18 protein-coding genes and 1 pseudogene are annotated in these 24,916 nt (G+C 47.2%); 7 read left to right on the top strand and 12 right to left on the bottom strand.

Going from position 1 to position 24,916, the window contains the following annotated elements; genetic code table 11:
- Positions 1–38: 38 nt before the first annotated feature.
- From ACY8D0_RS12150 to ACY8D0_RS12120, 7 genes are all read right to left on the bottom strand, one after another.
- Complete coding sequence (locus ACY8D0_RS12150; protein ID WP_462410766.1) at positions 39–1,088, bottom strand: ABC transporter permease; 1,050 nt, start codon at positions 1,086–1,088, stop codon at positions 39–41.
- Positions 1,078–2,553, bottom strand: coding sequence for a sugar ABC transporter ATP-binding protein (locus tag ACY8D0_RS12145; RefSeq protein WP_462411351.1), 1,476 nt, complete (start codon positions 2,551–2,553; stop codon positions 1,078–1,080). Before ACY8D0_RS12145 ends, ACY8D0_RS12150 begins: the two co-directional genes overlap by 11 nt.
- Before the next feature lie 207 nt (positions 2,554–2,760).
- Positions 2,761–3,723 (bottom strand): ABC transporter substrate-binding protein, encoded by a 963-nt coding sequence (locus tag ACY8D0_RS12140; RefSeq protein ID WP_462410765.1) that lies wholly within the window; start codon positions 3,721–3,723, stop codon positions 2,761–2,763.
- Between the two features lie 113 nt (positions 3,724–3,836).
- On the bottom strand, positions 3,837–4,832 hold the full coding sequence (locus ACY8D0_RS12135; protein WP_462410764.1) for a Gfo/Idh/MocA family protein: 996 nt from the start codon (positions 4,830–4,832) through the stop codon (positions 3,837–3,839).
- A gap of 20 nt (positions 4,833–4,852) precedes the next feature.
- Positions 4,853–5,659, bottom strand: a complete 807-nt coding sequence (locus ACY8D0_RS12130) for a sugar phosphate isomerase/epimerase family protein (protein WP_462410763.1) — start codon at positions 5,657–5,659, stop codon at positions 4,853–4,855.
- A gap of 208 nt (positions 5,660–5,867) precedes the next feature.
- Positions 5,868–6,884 carry a Gfo/Idh/MocA family protein gene (locus tag ACY8D0_RS12125; protein ID WP_462410762.1) on the bottom strand — a complete coding sequence of 339 codons (1,017 nt, stop codon included), beginning with the start codon at positions 6,882–6,884 and terminating at the stop codon, positions 5,868–5,870.
- 14 nt (positions 6,885–6,898) lie between these two features.
- A complete protein-coding gene (locus ACY8D0_RS12120; protein WP_462410761.1) occupies positions 6,899–7,888 on the bottom strand; it encodes a LacI family DNA-binding transcriptional regulator in 990 nt (329 codons plus the stop codon).
- Between the two features lie 176 nt (positions 7,889–8,064).
- On the opposite strand from ACY8D0_RS12120, the gene ACY8D0_RS12115 reads away from it, so the two are divergent.
- Complete coding sequence (locus ACY8D0_RS12115; protein ID WP_462410760.1) at positions 8,065–9,033, top strand: sugar phosphate isomerase/epimerase family protein; 969 nt, start codon at positions 8,065–8,067, stop codon at positions 9,031–9,033.
- 101 nt (positions 9,034–9,134) lie between these two features.
- On the opposite strand, the gene ACY8D0_RS12110 is transcribed toward ACY8D0_RS12115, so the two are convergent.
- Together ACY8D0_RS12110 and ACY8D0_RS12105 are read right to left on the bottom strand one after the other, a co-directional pair.
- Positions 9,135–9,743: a GNAT family N-acetyltransferase gene (locus ACY8D0_RS12110; RefSeq protein ID WP_462410759.1), complete on the bottom strand. Its 609-nt coding sequence runs from the start codon at positions 9,741–9,743 to the stop codon at positions 9,135–9,137.
- A complete protein-coding gene (locus tag ACY8D0_RS12105; protein WP_462410758.1) occupies positions 9,680–9,988 on the bottom strand; it encodes a hypothetical protein in 309 nt (102 codons plus the stop codon). Before ACY8D0_RS12105 ends, ACY8D0_RS12110 begins: the two co-directional genes overlap by 64 nt.
- 166 nt (positions 9,989–10,154) lie before the next feature.
- Here ACY8D0_RS12105 and ACY8D0_RS12100 point away from each other — a divergent pair, with 166 nt between their 5' ends.
- Positions 10,155–10,889: a DUF4230 domain-containing protein gene (locus tag ACY8D0_RS12100; protein ID WP_462410757.1), complete on the top strand. Its 735-nt coding sequence runs from the start codon at positions 10,155–10,157 to the stop codon at positions 10,887–10,889.
- Positions 10,890–10,961: 72 nt separating this feature from the next.
- Here the strand turns inward: ACY8D0_RS12100 and ACY8D0_RS12095 are convergent, their stop codons facing one another.
- Positions 10,962–11,984: an NADH:flavin oxidoreductase/NADH oxidase gene (locus ACY8D0_RS12095; RefSeq protein ID WP_462410756.1), complete on the bottom strand. Its 1,023-nt coding sequence runs from the start codon at positions 11,982–11,984 to the stop codon at positions 10,962–10,964.
- Between the two features lie 176 nt (positions 11,985–12,160).
- Positions 12,161–12,934: an SDR family NAD(P)-dependent oxidoreductase gene (locus ACY8D0_RS12090; RefSeq protein WP_462410755.1), complete on the bottom strand. Its 774-nt coding sequence runs from the start codon at positions 12,932–12,934 to the stop codon at positions 12,161–12,163.
- A gap of 196 nt (positions 12,935–13,130) precedes the next feature.
- Between ACY8D0_RS12090 and gpmA the strand changes: the two are divergent.
- Positions 13,131–13,898, top strand: a pseudogene (gene gpmA / locus ACY8D0_RS12085) (2,3-diphosphoglycerate-dependent phosphoglycerate mutase).
- Between the two features lie 52 nt (positions 13,899–13,950).
- Here gpmA and ACY8D0_RS12080 read toward each other — a convergent pair.
- Entirely contained in the window at positions 13,951–15,444 is a 1,494-nt protein-coding gene (locus tag ACY8D0_RS12080) for a carboxylesterase/lipase family protein (protein WP_462410754.1), read from the bottom strand.
- A 471-nt stretch (positions 15,445–15,915) separates the two neighbouring features.
- On the opposite strand from ACY8D0_RS12080, the gene tagU reads away from it, so the two are divergent.
- The 4 genes from tagU (at position 15,916) to ACY8D0_RS12060 (ending at position 24,913) form a co-directional block, all read left to right on the top strand.
- On the top strand, positions 15,916–16,839 hold the full coding sequence (tagU, locus tag ACY8D0_RS12075; protein ID WP_462410753.1) for a polyisoprenyl-teichoic acid--peptidoglycan teichoic acid transferase TagU: 924 nt from the start codon (positions 15,916–15,918) through the stop codon (positions 16,837–16,839).
- 78 nt (positions 16,840–16,917) lie between these two features.
- Positions 16,918–17,457: an O-methyltransferase gene (locus tag ACY8D0_RS12070; RefSeq protein ID WP_462410752.1), complete on the top strand. Its 540-nt coding sequence runs from the start codon at positions 16,918–16,920 to the stop codon at positions 17,455–17,457.
- A 130-nt stretch (positions 17,458–17,587) separates the two neighbouring features.
- The gene (locus tag ACY8D0_RS12065) at positions 17,588–18,787 is read left to right on the top strand and encodes an MFS transporter (RefSeq protein WP_462410751.1); all 1,200 of its coding nucleotides are present in this window, start codon (positions 17,588–17,590) and stop codon (positions 18,785–18,787) included.
- A gap of 345 nt (positions 18,788–19,132) precedes the next feature.
- Positions 19,133–24,913: a beta strand repeat-containing protein gene (locus tag ACY8D0_RS12060; protein ID WP_462410750.1), complete on the top strand. Its 5,781-nt coding sequence runs from the start codon at positions 19,133–19,135 to the stop codon at positions 24,911–24,913.
- The last annotated feature ends 3 nt before the right edge of the window (positions 24,914–24,916 follow it).

Raw genomic sequence — 24,916 nt, 5'->3', positions numbered from 1 at the left:
TGGTGGCAGAAGAAATGTCCCCATTCTTCAGTCCCGGCCTACGTTGTTTTTTCCTTTCTTTGCAATAGCACCGCACAAATGACGATAAACCCTTTGAATGCTTCCCGCAGGAACGGCGGCACCCCAAATAAGTTTAATAGATTGTTCATGACGGCAATGATGAGCATCCCGAAGACCGTGCCCATGATGAAGCCCCGACCGCCGCTCATGCTTGTTCCGCCAACGACAGCCGCAGCGATGGCATCCATTTCGATGCCCCTTCCGGCATTGGCAAAATCCATAGAACCGATTCGTGACACTTGAATAATTGCAGCGATGGCTACGAGGACTCCCATCAATGCGTAAACCCGTGTCTTTACTTTTTCTACATGAACACCGGAAAGCCTGGCAGACCGTTCATTGGATCCGACGGCGATAATTTGCCTGCCAAACACGGTCCGCTTCGACACATAGTAAAGGATCAGGGTGATGACAACCCAATAAAGGATTGGCATGATTAAGTAATCACCGATGCGAAAGCTGGAAATGGTGAGGAACTCTCTTGGAACGGTTGGGTTATAGCCCTGCATAAAATGCTGGGTCAGACTCCGGAAAATCATCATTGCACCCAAGGTCGCAATAAACGGCGGCGTCTTGCCTTTCGTAATTGTCACGCCGATTACGAGGCCGAGCAGATAGCCCAACAATATGACCAACAGCACTGTAACAATAAAAGCTGGCAGTCCTGTCAATCCAAGACCTCCCAAAATGCCTCTTGTTCCGGTATCCAGCAATACCATTCCAAAAGCGCCCGCGGCAACTAGTGTTGATCCGACCGACAAATCAATTCCGCCGGTCATGATGACCAGTGTCATCCCCAATGCAATTATCCCCACCCCGGCATTGTTGCGGAGCAAGTTAATCCAATTATTGATCCAGGAGTCAAACCAGTCGCCAAAGGAATCATAATCGAAGCCTAGGACCAATGTTTGCAAAACTACCATGATCAAAAAGGCTATGGCCGTACTGAATAGCGGGTCCCGCGACCATTTACCCTTGATCCATGCTAAGAAGTTTTTATTGGCGGCGGCAGTAGCCTCATTTTCCATTTTTTGCGTCCTCCTCTCCCGCTTCAGTCAACTCTCCACCCGTAGCAAGCCTCATGATATTTTGCTCGTTCATCCTCCTGCCGGTGAGTTCCCCCTGAATCACGCCATGGTACATGACGAGAGCGCGATCACAAATGCGGATAATTTCCTGGCCCTCACTGGAAAGCACGACGACAGCAATGTTTTGTTCGGCAAGTTTTTGGATAATATCGTAGATTTCTTCTTTTGCCCCCACGTCGACCCCTTGGGTGGGGTTGTCTAGGATTAGCAGTCTCGGCTCGGCCGCAAGCCACTTGGCGAGTACCACCTTTTGCTGATTCCCGCCGGAAAGGCTGTTAATGCTGTCAGTCCGTTTTTCCATTTTGATTTTCAGTGCGGTCCGTTGGTTTTTAAAAACCGTCTCGTGCTTGGGCGTATTGATGACACCCCGATTGGAGAATTTCGGCCAGGTCACGATTGAGGCATTTTCGAATATATCGAGGTCTTTAATGATGGCATTTTCTTTCCGGTTCCTTGGCAGGTAGGCGATCCCTTTTTGAATGGCCTGTGCGGGGCTTTTGAGGGAGACGGTGTCCCCGTTTAAAAATAGTTTTCCGGATGTCCATTTTTCCGCCCCAAAAATGGCTTGGAACAGTTCGCTGCGCCCATCGCCAAGCAGGCCAGTCACGCCTAAGATTTCACCTGCACGTATGGAGAAGCTGATGTTTCGAAATATCCCCCCAAGGTTAAAATCCTCTACCCGCAACACCTCTTCACCTAACTTTTTCTCCCGGCTGAGCGGTTCGGTTCTCACCTCATAGCCCACCATATACCGGGCCATGTCAGCGATTGTGACTTCGCTGACGGTTCCTTTCTTCACAAGCTGTCCATCTCGGAGCACCATGTATAGATCGCAAACTTGCATGACCTCATTCAGTTTATGGGAGATGAAAATGATCCCGACATCGTTTTCCTTCAGGGTTTTCATCATCGAAAACACTCGTTCAATTTCTTGGTCAGTTAGGGAAGTGGTCGGCTCATCCATGATGATGACCGCTGCCTTCATCATCATAGCTCGGCAAATCTCGACGATTTGCTTGTACGAGGCATCCAGGTCACGGACCATTGTTCTGGGATCCAGCTGGACATTCATCTTCCTGAATACTTTTTCGGTTTCTTGGATCATCGTTTCGTGGTCCAGCCAGCCCCATTTATTCTTGATCTCCCGTCCCAGAAACATATTTTCATAGATGGTCAAATCGTTGATGAGGTTCAATTCCTGATGGATAAAGGCAATCCCAGCCTCCTGGGACTGCCGGGGCGCACTAAACTTCACAGGATTGCCGTCAAGGAGAATCGTCCCCTCGTCCATGAAATAAACCCCGCCCAGAATATTCATCAAAGTCGACTTCCCCGCGCCATTCTCCCCCAGCAACGCACAAATCTCCCCGCCCCTTAACTCAAGCGACACATCCCTCAAAACCACATTACTCCCAAAAGACTTACAAACATTCCTCATCTCTAACAACAAACCACATCACATCCTCACAACAGTGGGGTCAGGCCCCCCATCACAGTAACGCTTTAATAAAGTGGGGGACAGGCCCCCAGTCCTTTAACGCGTTAATCTAGCGGGGGTCAGGCCCCCGGCACTGTAACGCGTTAAAACAGCGGGGGTCAGGCCCCCGCCGAATTAGTATGGTGAACCTTGATCCAGGAATTTTTGATAGTTGTCTCGGTCGACGATGGTGGTGGGGATGATGGTTTCTGCCGGGACTTTTTCGCCGTTTAGGATTTTGAGGGCGATGTCGACGGCGTCTTTGACCATGGCCGGGCTGTAGAGGGCGGATTCAATCCAGATGTCCTTGTTTTCCGGCATCATTTTGAAGTATTCCTGCATGCCTCCGCCGCCGGTGACCACCTTGATATCGGTTCTGCCCGCTTCTTTGATGGCCTGGAGAACCCCGATGGAGGTTTCATCGTCCATAGAATACACCGCATCAATTTTTGAGTTCTTGGTCAATATGTCCGCAAAGTCTTTCAAACCATCTTCCCTAGTAAATTGGGTAGCATAGGTAAGGACCTTCATATCAGGCGCAATTTTCTTCAAGTTTTCCACGAAACCTTCCTTCCTCAGCTCGGAAACCGAACCGGAAGACGGCACTTCGAGCATGACGACCGTACCTTCTTTGCCAATTTTGTCTACAACGTACTTAGCGCCTTGAATTCCCATGTCCTTGTTGTCTCCGGCCACCCGGTACACGCCTTTGGCATCGATGGCAATATCAAAGTTGACGATCTTAACCCCTTCATCAATGGCCTGCTGAATTGGCACCTCCATGCCCTCCCATTGCGGGAAAGCGACGATAGCTTCAGCGCCCCATGTCTTTAAATCATCCAATTGTGAAGTCATTTCTTCCGCATTATTGCTGGTTTGAATCTTGTACTCAATCTTATCACCGAGCTCTTTTGCCCGTGCTTCGGCATGGTAGGCAACGGCGGCCACCCAGCCATGGGTTACGGCAGGAGCCAGGATCCCGATTTTATGCTTTTTCTCGCCTTTATCGCCTTTGTCATTATTATTTGCACTATCAGAACCACACGCGCTCAAAAGCATCAAAAACAGAATCAGAAAGGCGGATAAAACCTTCCTCATGAAAATAACCCCCTTTTATGAAAGTTAGATATCTATCATTTCTCACTTTTAAACGTTTACATTTTGGTGCCTTCTATTTGGACAACGCAGTTTACTAGTGCTGCTCCTATAGACTAAGGCTTGATCCGAACTACCCGGCCCGTTTCCAATGAGGCTTGGATGGCCTTCAAAACCTTTAACGTATACAGCACATCAGATAATGGAATGACTATATTCTCCTCATTGTATTCGAGACAATTCACGAAATAGGCGAGTTCTTTACGAAACGCATCCCCGCCAGCAATATCGATGGAAGACGCTTTCTGGTCAGCGTAATAAATTAACTTTTTATCACTGTTACCCTTATTTTCAATATTTTTACCGAAGGACACTTGAAAATCCAATGCACATTGGGACGATTGGGCCCGAAAGGACATCGTAAACGGAAACCCGTCCGGCATCCGCTGCGATGCCTCCACAAACGCCTTGCTGTTATTTTTAAAACTGAGCGTCGTCATAATATGGTCCCATGCCCCGTACCGGTTTCTGCTCCCGACAGCATAGACGGAATCCACATCACCCATTAAATAAGAGACGTAATCGATATCATGGATATGGAGGTCATACAAGGCGCCGCCACTTTTTTCAGGATATTGGAACCAGCTGCTCCATGTCGGTACCTGACCCAGCCGTTTGGCATGCACGATCTCAATGTCTCTTAATTTATCACTCTCACTGTAGGATTTTATAACTTGATATTCCGGCCAAAACCTTAGCACATGGGCAACAAACAATCTGACGCTATTCCGGTTCACAGCTTCAATGATCCTGTTGGCTGACTCAAGCGTCAGAGTTAACGGTTTTTCACAGATGATATGTTTCCCGGCGTTGGCCGCCCGAATCATGTAATCTTCATGCAAATAGGTCGGTAAACATATGTCGATAATGTCGATTTCAGGATTTACCAACAGTTCGTCGAAATCCTTCACAAAGAAACCTTCGTAATAACCAGGAGCGCTTGCAGGGTTCCTGGTGTGAATGGCTGCCACTTGGGCATTATCAATTTGTGTGTAAGCTTCCAAATGCGTTTTTCCTATAAACCCTAATCCAACCAGACCAATATTTTTCACTGATCTCCTAACCCTCCCTTTTAACCTAGTAATTTGGAAAGATAGCGGAAGGATTTTTTCACAGAATCGTTTACTTCCTCCAAATTGGCAGGCCCTGCCGGGGTGAATTCGATTTCCACGCTAATCGGCCCTTGATAGTCCGCTTTCTTAAGCGTCGAAAAAATCCGCTGAAAATCCAGGCTGCCCTCCCCGATAGCCGGAAAATTCCATTCATGATAGGCGCCAAGCTTATCCTTCAAGTGCATGAATTCAACGTAATCCACAGAAATTTCTAAATCATCATACGGGAGCCTATTGGCGTAAAATATCACATTGGCCGTGTCGTAGTTGATTTTGACGCGGTCATTCAGCGTCTGGGCCAGTTTTTTCAAGGATGCACCGGTCGGATAGTTGTTCCCGTGGGTTTCAAGGACCAGCTTCTTATGGAACCTTTCACACTTTGCAATAATGGGCTCCAGATTGGCGGCTAAAACTTTTTCATCTTCAATCACATCCCGGTCACCATGTGCATCGCCGGTAGCAGTAATGATATACTGACAATCAAACTCCATCGCGAGATCGATGCTTTTAAGCAGGTTTGCGACTCCTTCTTCCCGCATGAGATTACTATGGGCCCCAATCCCCACACATGTCATCCCGTAATCTTTGAGCAATTTCTTAATCCCGCTGATTTCCTCCGGCGACATGTCCGGCAACACATGAGCCGTATGGCCACCCACGGCAGCTAATTCAATCCTCGTGAATCCAGCTGCACTCGCCCCTTTTATGGCATCCTCTATAGAAAACCCGTGGTACGTATTAGAATTGATGGCAAGCTGCTCTAACATTCCACCTCTCCTTTATTAAATAGCAATCTATCTGTTAAATACTATGTAATCCGTTACATAAATATTATTAAAAAAACCTGAAATTTATTAACATCGCACTACGACTTCCTGCCCATATAGATTTAGTGCTTTACCATAGCGGGGGACAGGCCCCCGTCTGATTAACGCGTTACCGTGGTGGGGGACAGGCCCCCGTTAATTTAACGCGTTACCGAGTCGGGGGGCTGGCACCCAGGATTTTCTCGATTACTTTTAGTGCTGAGAGTGCTTGCTGCCCTGTTACTAAGGGCACTTTGTCATGGAGAATGGCGTCGATGAAGGAGTCGATGATGCCTGTAGTGGTTTGGTTGTTGTTGGTTTGGATTGGCTCGAGTTCGTATTTGATGATGGCTCCGTCTTTGGTCTCGACGATGAGCTGGTCTACGGGATGTTGGTAAATTTTGATGATGCCTTTTTGGCAGTAGATGGTAGTGGAGTTATCTTCTGAACCATAGTAGGTCCATGAAAATGAGGCGGTTCCAAGCCGGCCCTTTTTGGTCTTTAGGGCACAGACCACATTGTCGCAAACCCCAATCGGCTCGCCGTTTTCGTCCACCTTGTCCAGTGCCCCGTGGAAGGCATGGACCTCATCCACCACGTCATCTAGCAAATAATGGATCAAATCAATCTTATGGATGCCTAGGTCACCGGCAACTCCCGTATACGAGCGGTCTTTTTTAAAAAACCACGTCTCGTTCGATTTATCGACGCCCCAGCTTTCCGGACCTTGGTGCCCGAAACAGGTTTTAAAGGTCAACACCTCGCCCAGTTCCTTTTTGTCAATGATTTCCTTCGCTTTACGGTGGGCCTTGGTAAACCGCTGGTTGTGGTCGACCATTAGCTTCATCCCGGACGAACGCTCCGCCTCTAAGATTTTTTCCGCGCATTCCACATTGATGGCCAGCGGTTTTTCACAAAGGACATGCTTGCCGTGGAGCAGTGCATTGGTGGAATAGATATGATGGGCATCGTTGGAGGAACAATCGCTAATGGCCACAATCTCGGGATCCTCGTACAGCTCCTCCACCGTTTCTACGGCCCTGCCGCCGAACTCGTTGGCGAGTTCTTTCGCTCTTTCCAGGCTTCGATCAAAGAAAACCATTTCCTCTACATGCGGATTTGCTTTATATTCCGGTGCGTGGCGGAATCTCGCAATCGACCCGCAGCCAATGATTCCTACATTCAATCTCCAAACCTCCCCTAACCCATTGTCGACTCGCGAATGACCAATTCATGGTCCAATACCATGCTTTCCACTTCGTTCCCTTTGATCCGGTTAATCAGCATATGGGCCGCCGTGCAGCCCATCTTATACATCGGCTGCGCCACCGTCGTCAACGTCGGATTCGTCATGTTGGAAAAGCTGATTTTATCAAACCCTACGACCGCTATATCCTCCGGCACCTTTAAACCGTTGACGTTGAGCTCTTTTAATGCCCCAATAGCCAAGGTATCAGATACCGCAAACACCGCTGTTGGCCTGTCATTTAATTGAAGCAGTCTTCTCATTGCATGGACACCATCATGAAAATCCAAGTGCTCGGTGTGATAAATCCACTCCCTCCGGATGGGGAGGCCAAACTCCCTTAACGCCCGTTCGTACCCTTTCCGGCGCAGGCGGGCATATAAAAATTTTTCATCCGAATTAATCAGGGCGATCTTTTTATTGCCCAATTGAATCAAATGCTTCACCGCATGATAGGCGGCCAGCTCGTGATTAATCGTGACATAGGGAATGGTGCCGCCCTCCTCGTATTCGCTGCACAGGATAATCGGGTGGTGCTCCGCTAGTTCATTCAATTTTTGCCTTTTGACGGTTGGGTCCATGGAAATAATTCCATCCGCGAGTTTATTTTTTACCATATTAAAATAAATGTCTTCCCGCTGCGGATTCGAGTCGGTTTCACAGAGCATGATGTGGTAATCGTTATAAATAGCCATCGTTTCAATCCCTTTAATGATGTCCGTGTAAAAGGGATTAGAGATGCTAGGGATTAACACGAGCAGCAGGCGGCTTTCTGAGTTTCTGAGATTCCGCCCCAGCATACTTGGCTCATAGTTTAGCTCCCTGATTGCATTTTCCACCTTCAAACGGGTCTTTGGACTGACCGACGGCACGTTATTCAGCACCCTGGAAACCGTCGCAACGGAAACACCGGCTTTTTGAGCTACCTGTTGAATATTGGCCATGATGTTTCCCACTTTCAACGTAATATTCATCTATTTTGTAATGGATTACAGGTTGTTAAATTATATGAAGGTTATATCAATAAATGCTGGACCTGGTTCAATAAATAGTGATAATGATTGTTCCTTCATTCGAATAGGATGTAATGGATTACATTTTTGGTAACGGGGGTATTTCGATGAAGTTAGGCGTTTTCACCGTCTTATTTTCGGAAAAAAAGTTGGATGAGATGTTGGACCATGTGGCCGCAAAAGGGATTGAAGCCGTTGAATTGGGTACTGGTGGCTATCCCGGCGATGCCCATTGCAAGGTCGATGAATTGTTGGCGGATGAACAGAAGCAAAAAGAGTTTTTGGAAAAAATAACAAGCAGAGGGTTATCGATTAGTGCGTTGAGCTGCCATGCGAATCCCCTCCATCCGCAGAAACACATCGCCGAGGAGGCGGATGCTGTTTTTACAAAGACGGTTATGCTAGCAAGTAAGCTGGGGGTTCCTGTGGTTAATACGTTTTCCGGCTGTCCTGGCGACCATGAAAATGCCAAATATCCCAACTGGCCGGTCGCCCCTTGGCCGAATGAATACCAAGAAATTTTAAAATGGCAGTGGGAAGAAAAAATCATTCCCTATTGGAAAGAGAAAGCCGCCTTTGTGGAGGGGCATAATGTGAAAATCGGGCTGGAGCTGCATGGCGGATTTTCGGTACATACCCCCGCCACCCTGCTAAGATTAAGGGAAGCCTGTGGTACGGCCATCGGTGCCAACTTGGACCCCAGCCATATGTGGTGGCAAGGCATAGACCCAGTGGAGGCCATTAAAGTCTTAGGCCGTGAAAATGCCATCCATCACTTCCATGCGAAGGACACCATCATCGACCAGCCGAACCTAAACCGCAACGGGCTCACCGATATGACCTCCTACAGCGACATGAGAAACCGTGCCTGGTATTTCCGCACCGTAGGCTTTGGACACGAAACCAAAGTCTGGGCCGACATCATCAGCACCCTCCGTCTCTATGGCTATGATTACGTCGTCAGCATCGAACACGAAGACGGGCTCATGTCCATCAACGAAGGCTTCACCAAAGCCCTCCAAACCCTTAAACCCGTAATCGTACAAGATTCCGTTGGCGACATGTGGTGGACATAAAAATGCCCGTCCCCTGCCATAGTAACGCGTTATTGCAGTGGGGGCCTGTCCCCCGCCGCGTCACCGCAGTAAACATTTAGAGAAGTGGGGGGCAGGCCCCTCTACCCAAACGCCAAAGACGCAAAGCCAAAAAGGGTTTGGTTTCTGGCCGGCAGGTGGGACGTATTGCGAATCATGACAGGCGACTGGTCCAAAATTTTAAATCCAGATTGTAGTAAATAGGGCAGCAGGGCTTCTTGTCCGTTCGGGACATCGAGTCGAATACTTCCTTGGTGTCCCGAAGCAAGATGAGCAATAATGGCGCTTGCTATTTCATGGTTTGGTGCCACAATCGGGCCCAAGACTAAATGGGCTGGCCCTAAGATACTCAATCCAAACCCTATCCTCTCTCCCAACTGATTTCGGGCGACAATCCCCAGCTTCGCTTGCTGGATTCGTGCACGCAGAAACGTTACCCGATCTGCCCCGATGGCAGCCCGGTCCAACTCCCGAACCGCATCGAAGTCGGCATCTGTCAACGGTCTGATTTCATATACACTTTGATACCCTGCCGGAGAGTTAAAACGCTCAGCTAAACATTTATGTACGGTAGTCACCGTATGAAATCCAAGCTTTTCGTATACAGGTTTCCCCATATCGGTAGCAATCAGCATAATCGTCGTATCCTTTGATACCGAATCGATACATTGCTGAACCACCTCTTGGGCCAATTTTTTACCTCGATATTTTTCACGATCACCATCCCGATAGAGGCCAATTCCTCTCCATAAGGAAAAATCGCAGCACTCGAAATCAATTCGCTGGTTTCATTTTTATGGCCATAAAAGGTTCCGGCGGAAAGCATCGTGGAAAATTCGCGCTCATCATACTCCCAGCCAACAGAAGTTGTGAGCCTGACTAGCCCCGGCACATCCTCTTCATCCAATCTATTAATCTGATATTCACTTTGAACCATCACGCATCTTCACCTCGTTTATAACAATATCCAACTATCACCATTTTAACAAAAAAACCCTGGATTTCATGATAAATGTAGCACAAGGACCATCACCGTACTTCCCGAATTTTGTAGAATTCTAGTATAATACTCATAGAACACACTTTTATTAGGGGGAAATGTTGTGGAAAAAGAGGGAAATTTATCGAAAGCGGAACTAGACTATCTTGCTGCCCAGTTGAAGCAGACAGAAAAGGAAACGGCTTCTACTGTAGCAGTACAGCCCCGTTTTGCCAGTAAGCACAGAAACCGATTGTTTTCATTGCGCCCTTGGATGACGGGGATTATTCTTGGTGCCATCCTCGCAGTGGCTGCCATGTTCGCTTGGCAGTTCCACTCACAGAAAGCGGGAGCGTTGAAAAGCGGGGCAGCCGTGGAAAGCATCCAAAAGCTGTCGACATTGGCGACAGCAAAAGAACATATCAAGACGATCATTCCAAAAGAAGATAATGAATTGTTCGGTAAAACCATCTCGTTTAATTTTCCCGGATCAAAACGAACCTTATTCATGGTCATTCCTACAGATGTAACCGCAGGTGTCGACTTGGAGCACCTTACCCAAAAGGACATCACTTTGGATGACAAAACGAAAACTATTACGATTAAGTTACCGCATGCGGTTTTTGTCCAAGACCCCTCCATCGATTTCAAACACATCCAAACCTACTCTGTTGAAGGGATCTTCCGCAGTGAGGCGAACTGGGAAGAAGCCTTTGAACTGGCTGATCTCGCGAAACAAAAAGCCGAAAAAGAAGCCGTTCAATTCGGATTGTTAAAGACGGCGGAAACCAATGCCCGCCTTGCACTAAAAGACTTTTTCAAAAACATGGGCTATACTGTCAAGGTTTCGTTTGAATAAAAATAAAGGCAACGGTCCTACACCGTTGCCTTGTTTTTTATGCCAGTAGTTGTCTCTTTCTAGTAGTACCATTTACCGGATGCTATAAGCGGCGGCTACCTGTCTTGTTGTCAGAGGTTTTCCGCCTAACGCAATGGATGCCTCACTGGCCCAGTATGGACTGCGCAGCATGCCGCGGCCGACCGCTGCCAAGTCCGCTTTACCATCGCGAATTGCCTCATCCGCCAGTTTCGGATCTTCCATCCGGCCAACAGCAATCACAGGGATATCCAACGCCCGTTTTATGGATTGAGCCAAATCCAGCTGATAGCCAGGACCCGCCGCAGCCGGACCTGTCGTCCCTTCGCCGCCGGATGACACATGGAAAATATCCACCCCAGCTTCCTGGTAACGTTTAGCCAAATCAATCGCATAATCAATGCCGTACCCGCCTTCTGTATATTCCGTTGCAGAAATCCTCATAATCAAAGGCATCCAATCCGGCATGACATGCCGTGCTGCCTGGATGACTTCCATCCCAAAGCGGGCTTTATCCTCGCCGTAAGGATCTGTCCGTTGATTGGTTAAGGGGGACTGGAATTGATGAATCAAGTAACCATGGGCCCCATGGATTTCAATCGTATCAACCCCGGCTTTGACCGCCCGTCCGAACGCCGCTTCAAACTTGCCAACCATCGCTTGCACTTCTTCCGTGGTCAATTCCCTCGGCTGCTTGTATTGTTCCGAAAACTGGATGGCAGACGAAGATACAGGCTGAGCGGCATCCTCCGCTTTTCGGCCGGCATGGGCAATCTGGATGCCCACTTTGGCTCCATAGCTTTGGCATGCCTCGATAATCCTCTTAAAAGATGGAATATGTTCATCAGACCATATCCCAAGATCATAGTCGGTAATTCTGCCATCCGGTTCCACATCGGTCATTTCCATAATGATTAAACCGGCTCCGCCTACTGCCCTGCTAGTATAGTGGGTAAAATGCCAATCATTCGGCTTTCCATCCTTCGCTTCAACCGAATATTGGCACATCGGCGGCATGACAATCCGGTTTTTCAATTGAAGGCCTTTGCATTCAAATGGCTCCATTAACGACGGCATCAACATCCCTTCCTTTCTTCTAGCTAACCTATCCTCACCCAAAACGGAAGGATATTCCACTTTTACACCTAAGTAAGCGGATAGCTTCAAACTATCCGCTTACTTAGGTTATTCTGTTCATTCGGCTAATTAAAATGCAGGGACGGGTGTTTCGGAGACCTTTGATTTGTTCCTTCTCAGACCAAACTAATTCCGCCATCCGCGACAATGTTCTGTCCGGTCACATAGGAGGATTGGTTTGAAAACAACCACACCACAACCGATGCCGCTTCATCTGCTGTACCGATCCTTCCTAACGCATTCAGTTCTTTATACCGCTGCTCGCTTCGAATAGCCTCGTCCTCCGGTACCCCCAGGAATTTTTTCTCCAATAACGGAGTCCGAATCGCTCCAGGACTTAAGGCATTCACGCGTATCCCCAGCGGACCGTATTCTTGGGCAATGGATTTAGTTAACGCAATCACCCCGCTCTTTCCGGCGGAATAAACAGCTGTCCCAGCCGAGCATAACAACGCATCCACAGACGAGGTATTCACAATGACCCCGTTCCTTTGTTCAGACATGACTTGCAGCTCATACTTCATGCACAACCAAACACTTTTGAGAGTACTGTCCATTAAATGGTCGTAATCCTGTTCAGAAAAATCTGCCGTATACGCAAATGTGACTTCATCATTGGCTGCATTGTTAAAGGCGAAGTCCAGCCTTCCAAAATCATGTACGGTCCTTTCCATCATGCGTTTGACCTGCTCTCCGTCGGTCACATCACAAGAGATCAATTGGATATCTTCATGTATTTGTTTTAACCGAGCTAGTGCCTTTAGACCTTTTGCTTCATTTCTCCCAACGATTACCACCTTTGCCCCCATCTCAGCCAACTTCTTGGCAACAGCAAATCCAATACCGGAAGTACCGCCCGTAATGACTGCCACTTTACCTCTGAATTCCATGTTAATCCTCCCCTTTTTTCGTCTGTAACCTAATATAATAAGAAAAAGTCATAGTCCATAGTGAAGAAAAGTCACATTTCCCCATCTCCCAATGTCCTTATGACTAAGCTAAAAAACAGCTTGCCTTCCCTTCTCAAGACGGCTTAATCTCCTATGTAAGGGAATGCTAAAAAAAACTTTATTGCAGGTGTTGGATTTGAAGCAGCTCGTTTTTATCAGGCATGGGCAAAGCGAATATAATCTGGAGAACCGGTTTACCGGTTGGCTGGATATCGACCTTACAGATGAGGGCTATAATGGGGCGCGGGAAGCGGGAGCAATTTAAAAAAAACATGGGTTTGTCTTCGATGCGGCCCATACATCGGTTCTGAAACGGGCCATCCGGACCTTGTGGATTCTCCTCCATGAGATGGATTTGACATGGATTCCGGTTTCTAAGTCGTGGAGATTGAACGAGCGGCATTACGGAGCGTTGCAGGGCATGGACAAAGAGGAAGTGACAGAGAGGTACGGGGCAGAGCAAGTCAGTGAATGGCGCCGCTCCGCCAATGTCCGGCCTCCCGCTGTATCACGGGAGGCCCATCTAAAGGACCTGAACGACCCTAAATATGCCGGTCTTAATGCCAAACAAGTTCCGTTAACCGAAAGCTTACTCGACACCGAAGAACGAGTCTTGGTTTATTGGCGGGACAAAGTCATCCAGGACCTCGAGCAGAATCATTGTGTCATTATTTCGGCCCACGGAAACACATTGCGGGCGCTGGTGAAATATCTCGACCAAATTCCCGACGATGGCGTCGTCAGCCTCAATATTCCCAACAGTATCCCGCTTGTCTATGAATTGGACGACCAATTAAAACCGATCCGTCACTACTATCTCAACCTTAAAGGAGAAATAACGGACGGCTCCATCCCGAAACATTTCGACTTGGATGATCCAAACAACCACAATTGGATAGGATGAAAACGAGGGACGTTCCTGTTTGAAACGTCCCCCGCGGCTCACAACCTCACGTTCACGCTTTAAGTGCCAAACTGATTTGTTCCCATTTAATACGGTCTTCTTGGTTTGGATCATCGACGACTTTGCTTTCCAGGTTGAAAATCATGGTTGACCGGTTGTTTGTTTCATAAGTTGGCCATTCAGGCAAGGCCTCCGTGTTGGGATTTCCGCTGTGGGCAAAGTTGATCCATGCTTGGTGCATTTGTTTGGCCACAATCTGGCGTTCCGGGGAAGAACCTGTGAAGTTCTCCGTTTTTGGCATGTTTAACGTGTTGAAGACAAAGGGAATTTCCAACGCATGCGTGGCCTTGAGTGCCCCAGCAAAAACAGGGGTTTCCCAGTCAAACCGGTACATGTAAACAGGTGCACCTTGATTACCCTGCAGCTCCGAAAGTCTTTGTGCAGGGTATGTAAAGATGCTAATCGTGACCAGTTTATTAAAAAGCTCCTGATTGAGCGGAGCACCTCCGGCGAATTGTTTGGAAACAATCGGCAGCAGCGGACCGAATGTATTTTCAAACAACTCTGTGGCCTTCATCTCATCCGCGTTCTTCCATTCCGGATCAAACACACTGAAAATGTTGAATTCATCTTTGTTGGTGCCAATTAAAATAGAAACATCCTTGGCTGAACCCTCTGCAATCGCCTCTTCCGGGTGTTTCGGAAGCGATACACCATCGATCACCGGGGCCAGGCTCATCGAAGGCACGACATCGGCAGCTTGCAAGAGCTGTTCAACCGGCATTTCCTCCAATTTGGCAAGCTCGGCAGGGTTTATTTGCAAAGCATCCAAAATCTGCTGGGCAAATTTAGTGGCTTTCCCTGCAGGATGGACATTCGCGGCGGCACCGCTTTGGAGGATCGCTTTTTGGAAAAGACCTTGCGCCGATGGGAATCCCAGCAATACCCCAACGCTCATCGCTCCGGCGGATTCCCCGAATATGGTCACATTGTTTGGATCCCCGCCAAATGCGGCAATATTTTCTTGGACCCACTGCAAGGCCGCAACTTGGTCCAGAATGCCGCAATTCCCTGAAACTGCATACTCCTCCCCGCCTATTTCGGCAAGATGTAAAAATCCGAGGACCCCCAGCCGGTAATTGATCGTGACGACCACCACATCCCCTTGAGTCGCGAACGAAGCGCCGTCATACCAGCTGCTTGACCCTGATCCCGAGAGATACGCCCCGCCGTGAATCCAAACCATGACCGGGCGTTTCTTATCGTCCGCCCCCGGTGACCACACATTTAAATAAAGGCAATCCTCACTCATGTTTGAGATATCATTGCCAAAAAAATTCATGATTTCTCTTTGCAGCTGTGGGGCAACAGGTGAGAAGGCGGTGGCATCACGGACACCTTCCCAAGAATCAGGGCGTTCCGGGGCACGAAACCGAAGCGGTCCAACCGGTGGTTTTGCATAAGGAATCCCTTTCCACACACAAACCCCATCCAGCGATTCTCCCTGCAACTTACCGTAAGCGCTTTCAACTAGAATATTAGACATACACAATCTCCTCTCCTACAACCTATTAAATTGTATTCGGTGAGAACGAGGCATTTTCCTTTTTCTTACAACAAAATCCCTAAAAACATCCGGCTATCATAGTTCTCACCCAATTGAAATTGATTCGATAATTATAAAACAAAAAAGCTATAATCCCCTTAATAATGAGGAATTATACCTTTTTTAAGTTTTACATAATTAAAAACACACTGTTGATTGGAGCGGAAGGCGGCGAAGACTCCTGCGGGAGTACGGGGCAGGGGAGACCCCGCAGGCGCTACAGCGCCGAGGAGGCTCCCCGGCACGCCCGCGGAAAGCGTAGCCGCCTGGAGCGGAAATCAACAGCCCCATTAATATACACAACCTATATTTGACGGACTTTTTCAGTCCCTTGTATATATTTAGTTCTTTTTTCATATTTATCTGTTATTCTATGAGTGTACAAAAATTCCATTTATTGGAGGAATTTTCATGCAAGATAAGAATAAAAGAAGAGTGTGGCCAAAAGTCGTTGGAATCATTCTGTTAGTATTCGTGATTGGCGGCGGAGCCTATGCCTACACCGTTTACCATTCATTAAAGACCGCAGTCGTCACCATGCATCAGCCTATTGAACGGAAACAATCGGAGAAACGCGAGGAACCAGTTGTTTTTGAAAAAAAAGACCCGTTTTCCGTCCTCATGCTTGGGGTGGATGAGCGCGAAGGAGACAAAGGCCGTTCCGACACCATTATTGTATTGACCGTTAATCCTAATAACAAATCGGTTAAAATGCTGAGCATCCCCCGTGATACAAGAACCGAGATTATCGGGAAAGGAAAGGAAGATAAGATTAACCACGCCTATGCCTTTGGCGGTGTGCCTATGGCTATGGATACGGTGGAGAACTTTCTGAATATCCCAATTGATTATTTCATCCAAATTAATATGGAAGGATTTCAAGACATTGTCGACGCAGTGGGCGGTGTTAAGGTCCAAAATGACTTAGATTTTACCAATGATAACATCCATTTCGCCAAAGGGGAAATAACTTTAAATGGAGACGAAGCCCTGAGCTATTCAAGAATGAGATACGATGACCCTAGGGGTGATTTTGGCCGCCAAGCCCGGCAGCGCCAAATCATTCAAGCCATTATCCATGAGGGCATGAGTATGTCATCCTTAACTAATTTTTCCGATATCTTCACAGCGCTTGGAAAAAACGTAAAAACAAACCTTACGTTTGACCAGCTGGTCGATATCCAAATGAACTACAAGGATGCCGGCAGCAGCATTGAACAGCTGGAAATCAAAGAACAAGGAACAACTATCAACGATATTTACTACGGGCTCGTGTCCGCGGAAGAAAAACAAAGGGTGCAAAATGAATTAAAGGCACAACTGGAGTTGAATTAATATCTGAAAAGATCGGGAAGGTGTAAGTATAGGGACCAAAAATTAAAGGCCTTGCTGGAAGAACTCGAGAGGTTCGGGTTGGAGAATGATAAAGGGTTGACAGAGAAGTCGAAACGGATGCGGAATGTAACCCCAAAAACAGGGCAATTGTTGTCTTTCATGGCTACTGTTACCCAAGCCAAACAAATCCTCGAGATTGGCACATCGAATGGCTATTCCACCCTTTGGCTGGCTGACAGTGCGGCCAAAAATCAAGGACTGGTCACTACCATTGAATACTCCGCCGCCAAAGCTAACCTTGCCAAAATCAATTTTGAACAGGCCGAAATGCAGGAATCAATTAACCTGGTCGTTCAAGACGCCGGCCGATACATAAAGCAGCTTCAGCCCCGTTCGGTGGACCTGATTTTCTTGGATTCAGACCGAAAAGAGTATGTGGAATGGTGGTCTGTCCTGCGCACCGTTTTAAAACAGAACGGACTAATCATCGTCGATAACATTCTCTCACATCATACAGAACTTCAAGAGTTTATTGGTCTGGTATCAAACGATAAAAGTTACTCAGCCTTTCAGCTCTCCATCGAAAGCGGCATGCTTTTATTGACAAGGATGGATTAGGCATGTTTTGATCCATTTGGTAATTCTGGCGGCCTTCTTTATGCTCCTTGGTTGTGCATAAGACCATTTACCGTGCTTCAATTATTGTATAATCATCAATCTGAATTCAGCCAAAGGGGTTTTTGATGGAATGAGTGCAAACACTGAAACGGCAGCTGCGGAACATCAAAGCTTGTCTAAAAAGATGATTTTATTAATGGCTCTTGCATGCGGGGCGGCGGTGGCCAATCTTTATTATAATCAGCCGCTCTTGGCTGAGATGGCGCGGACGTTTCATGCTTCGGCCAATGAGGTCGGCAATATCGGGATGGTGACGCAAATCGGGTATGCGGTTGGGATGTTTTTATTTGTCCCGATGGGTGACATGACGGAACGCCGTCGTTTGATTGTGCTTTTATTGCTCGCTGTCACCGCCTCCCTGATTGGTGTGGCTACCGCACAAAATCTGCCCTGGATGTTTGCTGCCAGTTTAGCTGTAGGTATCACCACCGTTGTCCCACAAGTGATTATTCCTCTTGCTGCCCAACTGGCTGGGTATAAGGAACAAGGGAAAGTCATCGGTATCGTCATGAGCGGTTTATTCGTCGGCATTCTTTTGGCAAGAACGTTTTCAGGAGTTATTGGCGGAATTCTTGGCTGGAGGGCGATGTACTGGATTGCTGCCCTCATGATGTTAGCCTTAGCCGTCATCTTGCGGACATTTCTTCCAAAAAGTCATCCCGAAACCAAGTTATCATACCCTCAACTTTTTAAGTCGATGGGTCAGTTGATTGCGACCCAGCCGGTTTTAAGGGAAGCCTCGATGATTGGTGCCATGATGTTTAGCGCGTTTAGTATCTTTTGGACCTCCCTCTCGTTTCTTCTCGAAGGGGCGCCTTACCATTACGGAGCTGAAGTCGCCGGTCTTTTCGGCTTAGTCGGGGTAGTTGGAGCAGCCGGTTCGCCGATTGTCGGGCGTTTGTCCGACCGCTTTAACATCAAGCAAATCGTCGGCTTGTTAATTGGGATTACGTTGGTATCCTATCTGTTTTTCGGGTTCTTGGGAGCCTATATTTGGGGATTGGTGGCCGGAGTGATTCTGCTTGATTTGGGCGTCCAAGGGGCTCAGGTCTCCAACCAAACCAGAATCTACAGCCTGATTCCCGAGGCAAGGAGCCGTTTAAACACGGTATATATGGTCAGTTACTTTCTCGGAGGATCACTCGGTTCTTCTCTCAGTGGTTATGCTTGGGGATTGTGGAAATGGCCAGGAGTTTGTTTGACCGGTGGAATCATGATTATGATTGGATTAATGGTGTGGGCACTCCATCGTCCAAGCAAGAATGAATAGAACAGCATGCCACTCCTTCAGGGTGGCTTTTTCTTTTTTACCAATGCGATTAAATGATTAGGATTATTGAATTCCAATGTTCTTATACTCTCTATCAACGAACACACCCCCTCCCAGAAACGCACTAGAACCAACGTTGCCTCCCTTGTCAAAAATCATCCTTTTTCACTATAAATCTTACAAATATTGTATAATTATGTAATAACATTAAATAATTTGTAAATATTATGAACTATATGCTATGATATTTGTCATAGTTCGCGGGACTTTTTACTCAAATATCAACTTTCAACCTATGAAACTAGTTAGATAAATACTAAATCGCCTTTAGAAAGAGGAGAGCCTATGAAAGGTAAAAAAATGCAGTACATATTGGCTGGGTCACTTGTTTTATCGCAGTTACCTATTCAAACCGCACAGGCAGCAACCATCAATTGGATGCCTTATTCAGTCCTGGCGACCAATGACCCAGAGGACCAAAGCCCTTCAAGCACGGATATTGTCGGGGACGTCTCGAGTCCTTCCGTCTACTATTTTGTAGATAATGATTATGTCTACTTTCGAATGAGGGTAAATGGCGACCCGCACGGAAACGGTAAATCGATGTTTGGTCAATACGCGTGGACCGTATTATTTAACTCCGATACCGAGGACCGCGATTGGGAATACATGGTTTCCATCAACGGAAATGGTGAAAAGGTAGAGCTCTGGAGAAATGATACAAAAGAATTGAATTCCATGAATGACCAAGCGGAAAGGCTGCTCTGGTCCGGTCCTGTTTCGGAGTATGCCTCCATTAGTACGGCAGAAAGTTCCTTTAGCAATAATCCAGATTACTATATTGATTGGAAGATGCCTCTATCAGAGTTTACTAAACTTACCTCAATAGGTTTAAGTACACCTATACAAATGTTTTACTCTACTTCTGCACAATCAAGCAACTACAATAAGGACCGAATGAATGGAAACCCTACTACCCTGGAAGAAGCATGGGGCCCCAGAATTCGTTTTAAAAATAATGCTCCTGTAATAAACAGCACCTTTGAAAGCCCAATTGTTTTGTTGGAAGATCAATCAAAAACAGACACCCTATCTGCAAGCGACTTAGACGGCGATACTTTAACCTATGCCATATCCACGCAAGCACAGAATGGAACGGCGGCTATTGATAGTAAGGGTTTTTGGACATATACACCAACCCCTAATTTTCATGGTGATGATAGCTTTACCATAACTGTCTCTGACGGATTTGGGGGTTCGGCTTCTGTAATTGTTGGCGTCCAAGTCCAGGATGTGAACCAACCGCCTACAGTTAATGGCCAACCAACGGTCGAAAAGTCGGTTTTGACTCAGGAAAACGCTCAGGCGAATGGAATGATATCGGCTGCTGATCCCGATAATGATTCATTGGTGTATCGGGTTACAAAACAAGCGTCAGGTGGAACAGCCAGTGTAGCGAATGATGGTTCTTGGACCTACATACCAAGGCAAGGGTTCTATGGCCTTGATAGTTTTACAGTTACTGTGTCGGATGGGAATAACGGAACTGCCACTGTAAATGTTAACGTGAAGGTAAATAAGGCGCCTGCTGTGGGAAACAATGGCTCGGCCAGTGTTTCGACTCCTGTCAATATGGCTGTTTCCGATAATGTCGGTGCTAGTGATGCGAACGGGGATGCATTGACCTATTCGATCTCTACTAAAGCTGCACATGGTTTGGCATCTGTCAGTGCGGATGGAACTTGGACGTATACTCCTAATCAAGGGTATGCAGGGACTGATTCATTTATCATTTCAGTTTCCGATGGTAATGGCGGAGTTGCTTCTTATACGGTTCAAGTGAAGGTCAACCAAGCTCCGGTTGTCGGCAGTAACGTGCCGTCGAGCGTCTCTACACCTGTGGATACGCCAGTATCCAATAAAATCACAGCCACTGATACGAACGGGGATGCTTTAACCTATTCCGTTTCTACTCAAGCAGCTAATGGGGCGGCATCTGTCGGGTCGGATGGGACTTGGACATATACTCCTAACCAAGGATATGTCGGTACGGATACGTTTATCATTTCAGTTTCTGATGGCAATAACGGGGTTACGTACTTTACGGTTCATGTCAAAGTCAACCAAGCTCCGGTTGTGGGCAACAATGGAGCGACTAGTGTTTCGACGCAAATCAATACTGCTGTTTCTGGTAACGTGGGTGCCAGCGATGCCAATGGGGACGCTTTAGCCTATCCAGTTTCTACTCAAGCTGTTAATGGAGCGGCATCTGTCGGTCCGGATGGGACTTGGACATATACTCCTAACCAAGGGTATGTCGGTACGGATTCGTTTGTCATTTCAGTTTCTGATGGCGATAACGGAGTTACGTACTTTACGGTTCATGTCAAAGTCAACCAAGCTCCAGCTGTTGGAAGCAATGGATTGACTAGTGTTTCAACCCAAATCAATACTGCTGTTTCTGGTAACGTGGGTGCCAGCGATGCCAATGGGGACGCTTTAGCCTATTCAGTTTCTACTCAAGCTGTTAATGGAGCGGCATCTGTCGGTCCGGATGGGACTTGGACATATACTCCTAACCAAGGGTATGTCGGTACGGATTCGTTTGTCATTTCAGTTTCTGATGGCGATAACGGAGTTACGTACTTTACGGTTCATGTCAAAGTCAACCAAGCTCCAGCTGTTGGAAGCAATGGATTGACTAGTGTTTCAACCCAAATCAATACTGCTGTTTCTGGTAACGTGGGTGCCAGCGATGCCAATGGGGACGCTTTAGCCTATTCAGTTTCTACTCAAGCTGTTAATGGAGCGGCATCTGTCGGTCCGGATGGGACTTGGACATATACTCCTAACCAAGGGTATGTCGGAACCGATTCGTTCTCCATTTCAGTTTCTGATGGCGATAACGGGGTTACGTACTTTACGGTTCATGTCAAAGTCAACCAAGCTCCAGCTGTTGGAAGCAATGGATTGACTAGTGTTTCAACCCAAATCAATACTGCTGTTTCTGGTAACGTGGGTGCCAGCGATGCCAATGGGGACGCTTTAGCCTATTCAGTTTCTACTCAAGCTGTTAATGGAGCGGCATCTGTCGGTCCGGATGGGACTTGGACATATACTCCTAACCAAGGGTATGTCGGAACCGATTCGTTCTCCATTTCAGTTTCTGATGGCGATAACGGGGTTACGTACTTTACGGTTCATGTCAAAGTCAACCAAGCTCCAGCTGTTGGAAGCAATGGATTGACTAGTGTTTCAACCCAAATCAATACTGCTGTTTCTGGTAACGTGGGTGCCAGCGATGCCAATGGGGACGCTTTAGCCTATTCAGTTTCTACTCAAGCTGCTCACGGTTCGGCATCTGTCGGTACGGATGGTACTTGGACATATACCCCTAGCCAAGGATATGTCGGAACCGATTCATTCATCATTTCAGTTTCTGATGGCGATAACGGAGTTACTTCCTTTACGGTCCAAGTCAAAGTCAACCAAGCTCCGGTTGTGGGCAACAATGGGTCAACTAGTGTTTCAACTCAAGTCAATACTGCTGTTTCCGGTAACGTGGGTGCCAGTGATGCCAATGGGGACGCTTTAACCTATTCAGTTACTACTCAAGCTGTTAATGGAGCGGCATCTGTCGGTCCGGATGGTACTTGGACATATACTCCTAACCAAGGGTATGTCGGAACCGATTCGTTCTCCATTTCAGTTTCTGATGGCGATAACGGGGTTACGTACTTTACGGTTCATGTCAAAGTCAACCAAGCTCCAGCTGTTGGAAGCAATGGATCGACTAGTGTTTCGACAAAAATCAATACTGCTGTTTCCGGAAACGTGGGCGCCAGTGATGCCAATGGGGACGCTTTAGCCTATTCAGTTTCTACTCAAGCTGCTCACGGTTCGGCATCTGTCGGTACGGATGGTACTTGGACATATACCCCTAGCCAAGGATATGTCGGAACCGATTCATTCATCATTTCAGTTTCTGATGGCGATAACGGAGTTACTTCCTTTACGGTCCAAGTCAAAGTCAACCAAGCTCCGGTTGTGGGCAACAATGGGTCAACTAGTGTTTCAACTCAAGTCAATACTGCTGTTTCCGGTAACGTGGGTGCCAGTGATGCCAATGGGGACGCTTTAACCTATTCAGTTACTACTCAAGCTGCTCACGGTTCGGCATCTGTCGGGTCGGATGGTACTTGGACATATACCCCTAGCCAAGGATATGTCGGAACCGATTCATTCATCCTTTCAGTTTCTGATGGCGATAACGGAGTTACTTCCTTTACGGTCCAAGTCAAAGTCAACCAAGCTCCGGTTTTCAGCAACAATGGTGCGACTAGTGTTTCGACTCAAATCAATACTGCTGTTTCTGGTAACGTGGGTGCCAGCGATGCCAATGGGGACACTTTAACCTATTCCGTTGCAACCCAAGCCGCTAATGGGACGGCATCTGTCGGGTCGGATGGGACATGGACATATACCCCTCGCCAAGGATATGTCGGAAGCGATTCATTCATCATTTCAGTTTCTGATGGCGATAACGGAGTTACTTTCTTTACAGTTCATGTCAAAGTCAACCAAGCTCCTTCTGTTGGTAATAACGTGCCGTCTAGTGTCTCAACACAGGTTAATACGCCTGTTTTTGGCAGCGTCGGCGCCAACGATGCGAACGGGGATACTTTAACCTATACGGTTACTACCCAAGGTGCTCACGGTTTTGCCGTGGTTGATATCAATGGTAACTGGACATATATGCCTTACACAAACTATTACGGAACCGACTCATTCATTATCACGGTTTCCGACGGTGATGGCGGATTTACTTCCTTTACAGTTCAAGTAAAGATCAACAAAGCTCCGGTTGTTGGAGACAATGGTTTAGTAAATATAGTAACTAAAGTAAATACTCCTATTTCCGGAAGTGTTCAAGCGACCGATGATAATGGAGATGCTTTGGCTTATACTGTTTCAACTCGCACGGAACACGGATCAGCCACTGTTAACCAAAATGGATCTTGGTCGTATATTCCTAACCAGGGATATATCGGAAACGACTCGTTCATTGTTACGGTTTCGGATAATGACGGCGGCAATACTTTCTATGCAGTGAACATTAAGGTGAATCAAGCTCCAGTTGTTAGCAACAATGGATTGGTCAGTGTATCGACTCCTGTTGATACGCCTGTTTCCGATAAAATCATTGCTTCTGATGCGAACGGGGATGCTTTAAGCTATACAATTTCTACCCAGGCTGCCCATGGATCTGCATCAGTTAATAATGATGGCACATGGACATATACTCCTGACCAAGGCTATGCCGGAGGCGACTCATTCACCATGACCATTTCTGACGGTGACGGAGGAGATACACCTTTTACAGTACAAATAAAAGTTAACCAAGCGCCAATCATCAGCAATAACGGAGATGTAAATGTTTCGACTCAAGTCAACACGCCTGTTTCCGGAAATGTAAAAGCCACTGATGCAAATGGCGACATCATCACCTATGCAGTTTCAACTCAAGCCGCACACGGAGAGTCAACAGTAAATCCGGATGGGTCCTGGATTTATACTCCTGCTCAAGGATATACCGGAACGGATTCGTTCAGCATTTCAGTTTCCGACGGCGATGGAGGGACGACTTCCTTAACAATCCTGATAAAGGTCAACCAAGCACCAATCGTTGCCAATAACGGGTCGGTGAACGCCTCGACTCAGGCCGGTACGGCCGTTGCCGGAAGCATTCAGGCTACCGATGCAAATGGCGATTCCTTAACCTATACCGTTGCAACTCAGCCAGGACATGGCACAGCGACCATTAATCCTTACGGAACATGGACTTATACGCCTGACACTCAGTACTCTGGCGACGATTCCTTTATCATTTCTGTCGTTGATCACAACGGAGGAGAAACGAAAGTTATCGTAAATGTAACAGTTGCAAAGGCCAGCGTGACCAGTGACAGTAACACTCAAACGGTTGTTCAAACGGGAACTACTACCCTGCCAAAAACCGGAGAGGGTTATCCTGTAAAGAAAATTGTCGACTATGGTATCGCAGCCCTTATAGCCAGCCTTTTCTCCATGGTTTTCAGAAGAAGAAAGACCGGAGAAAAACAATAAGTC

It is taken from the genome of Neobacillus camarae, from assembly GCF_054950115.1.
The sequence above is the reverse complement of the archived record's forward strand: the minus strand, read 5'-3'. Positions and strand labels throughout refer to the sequence as shown.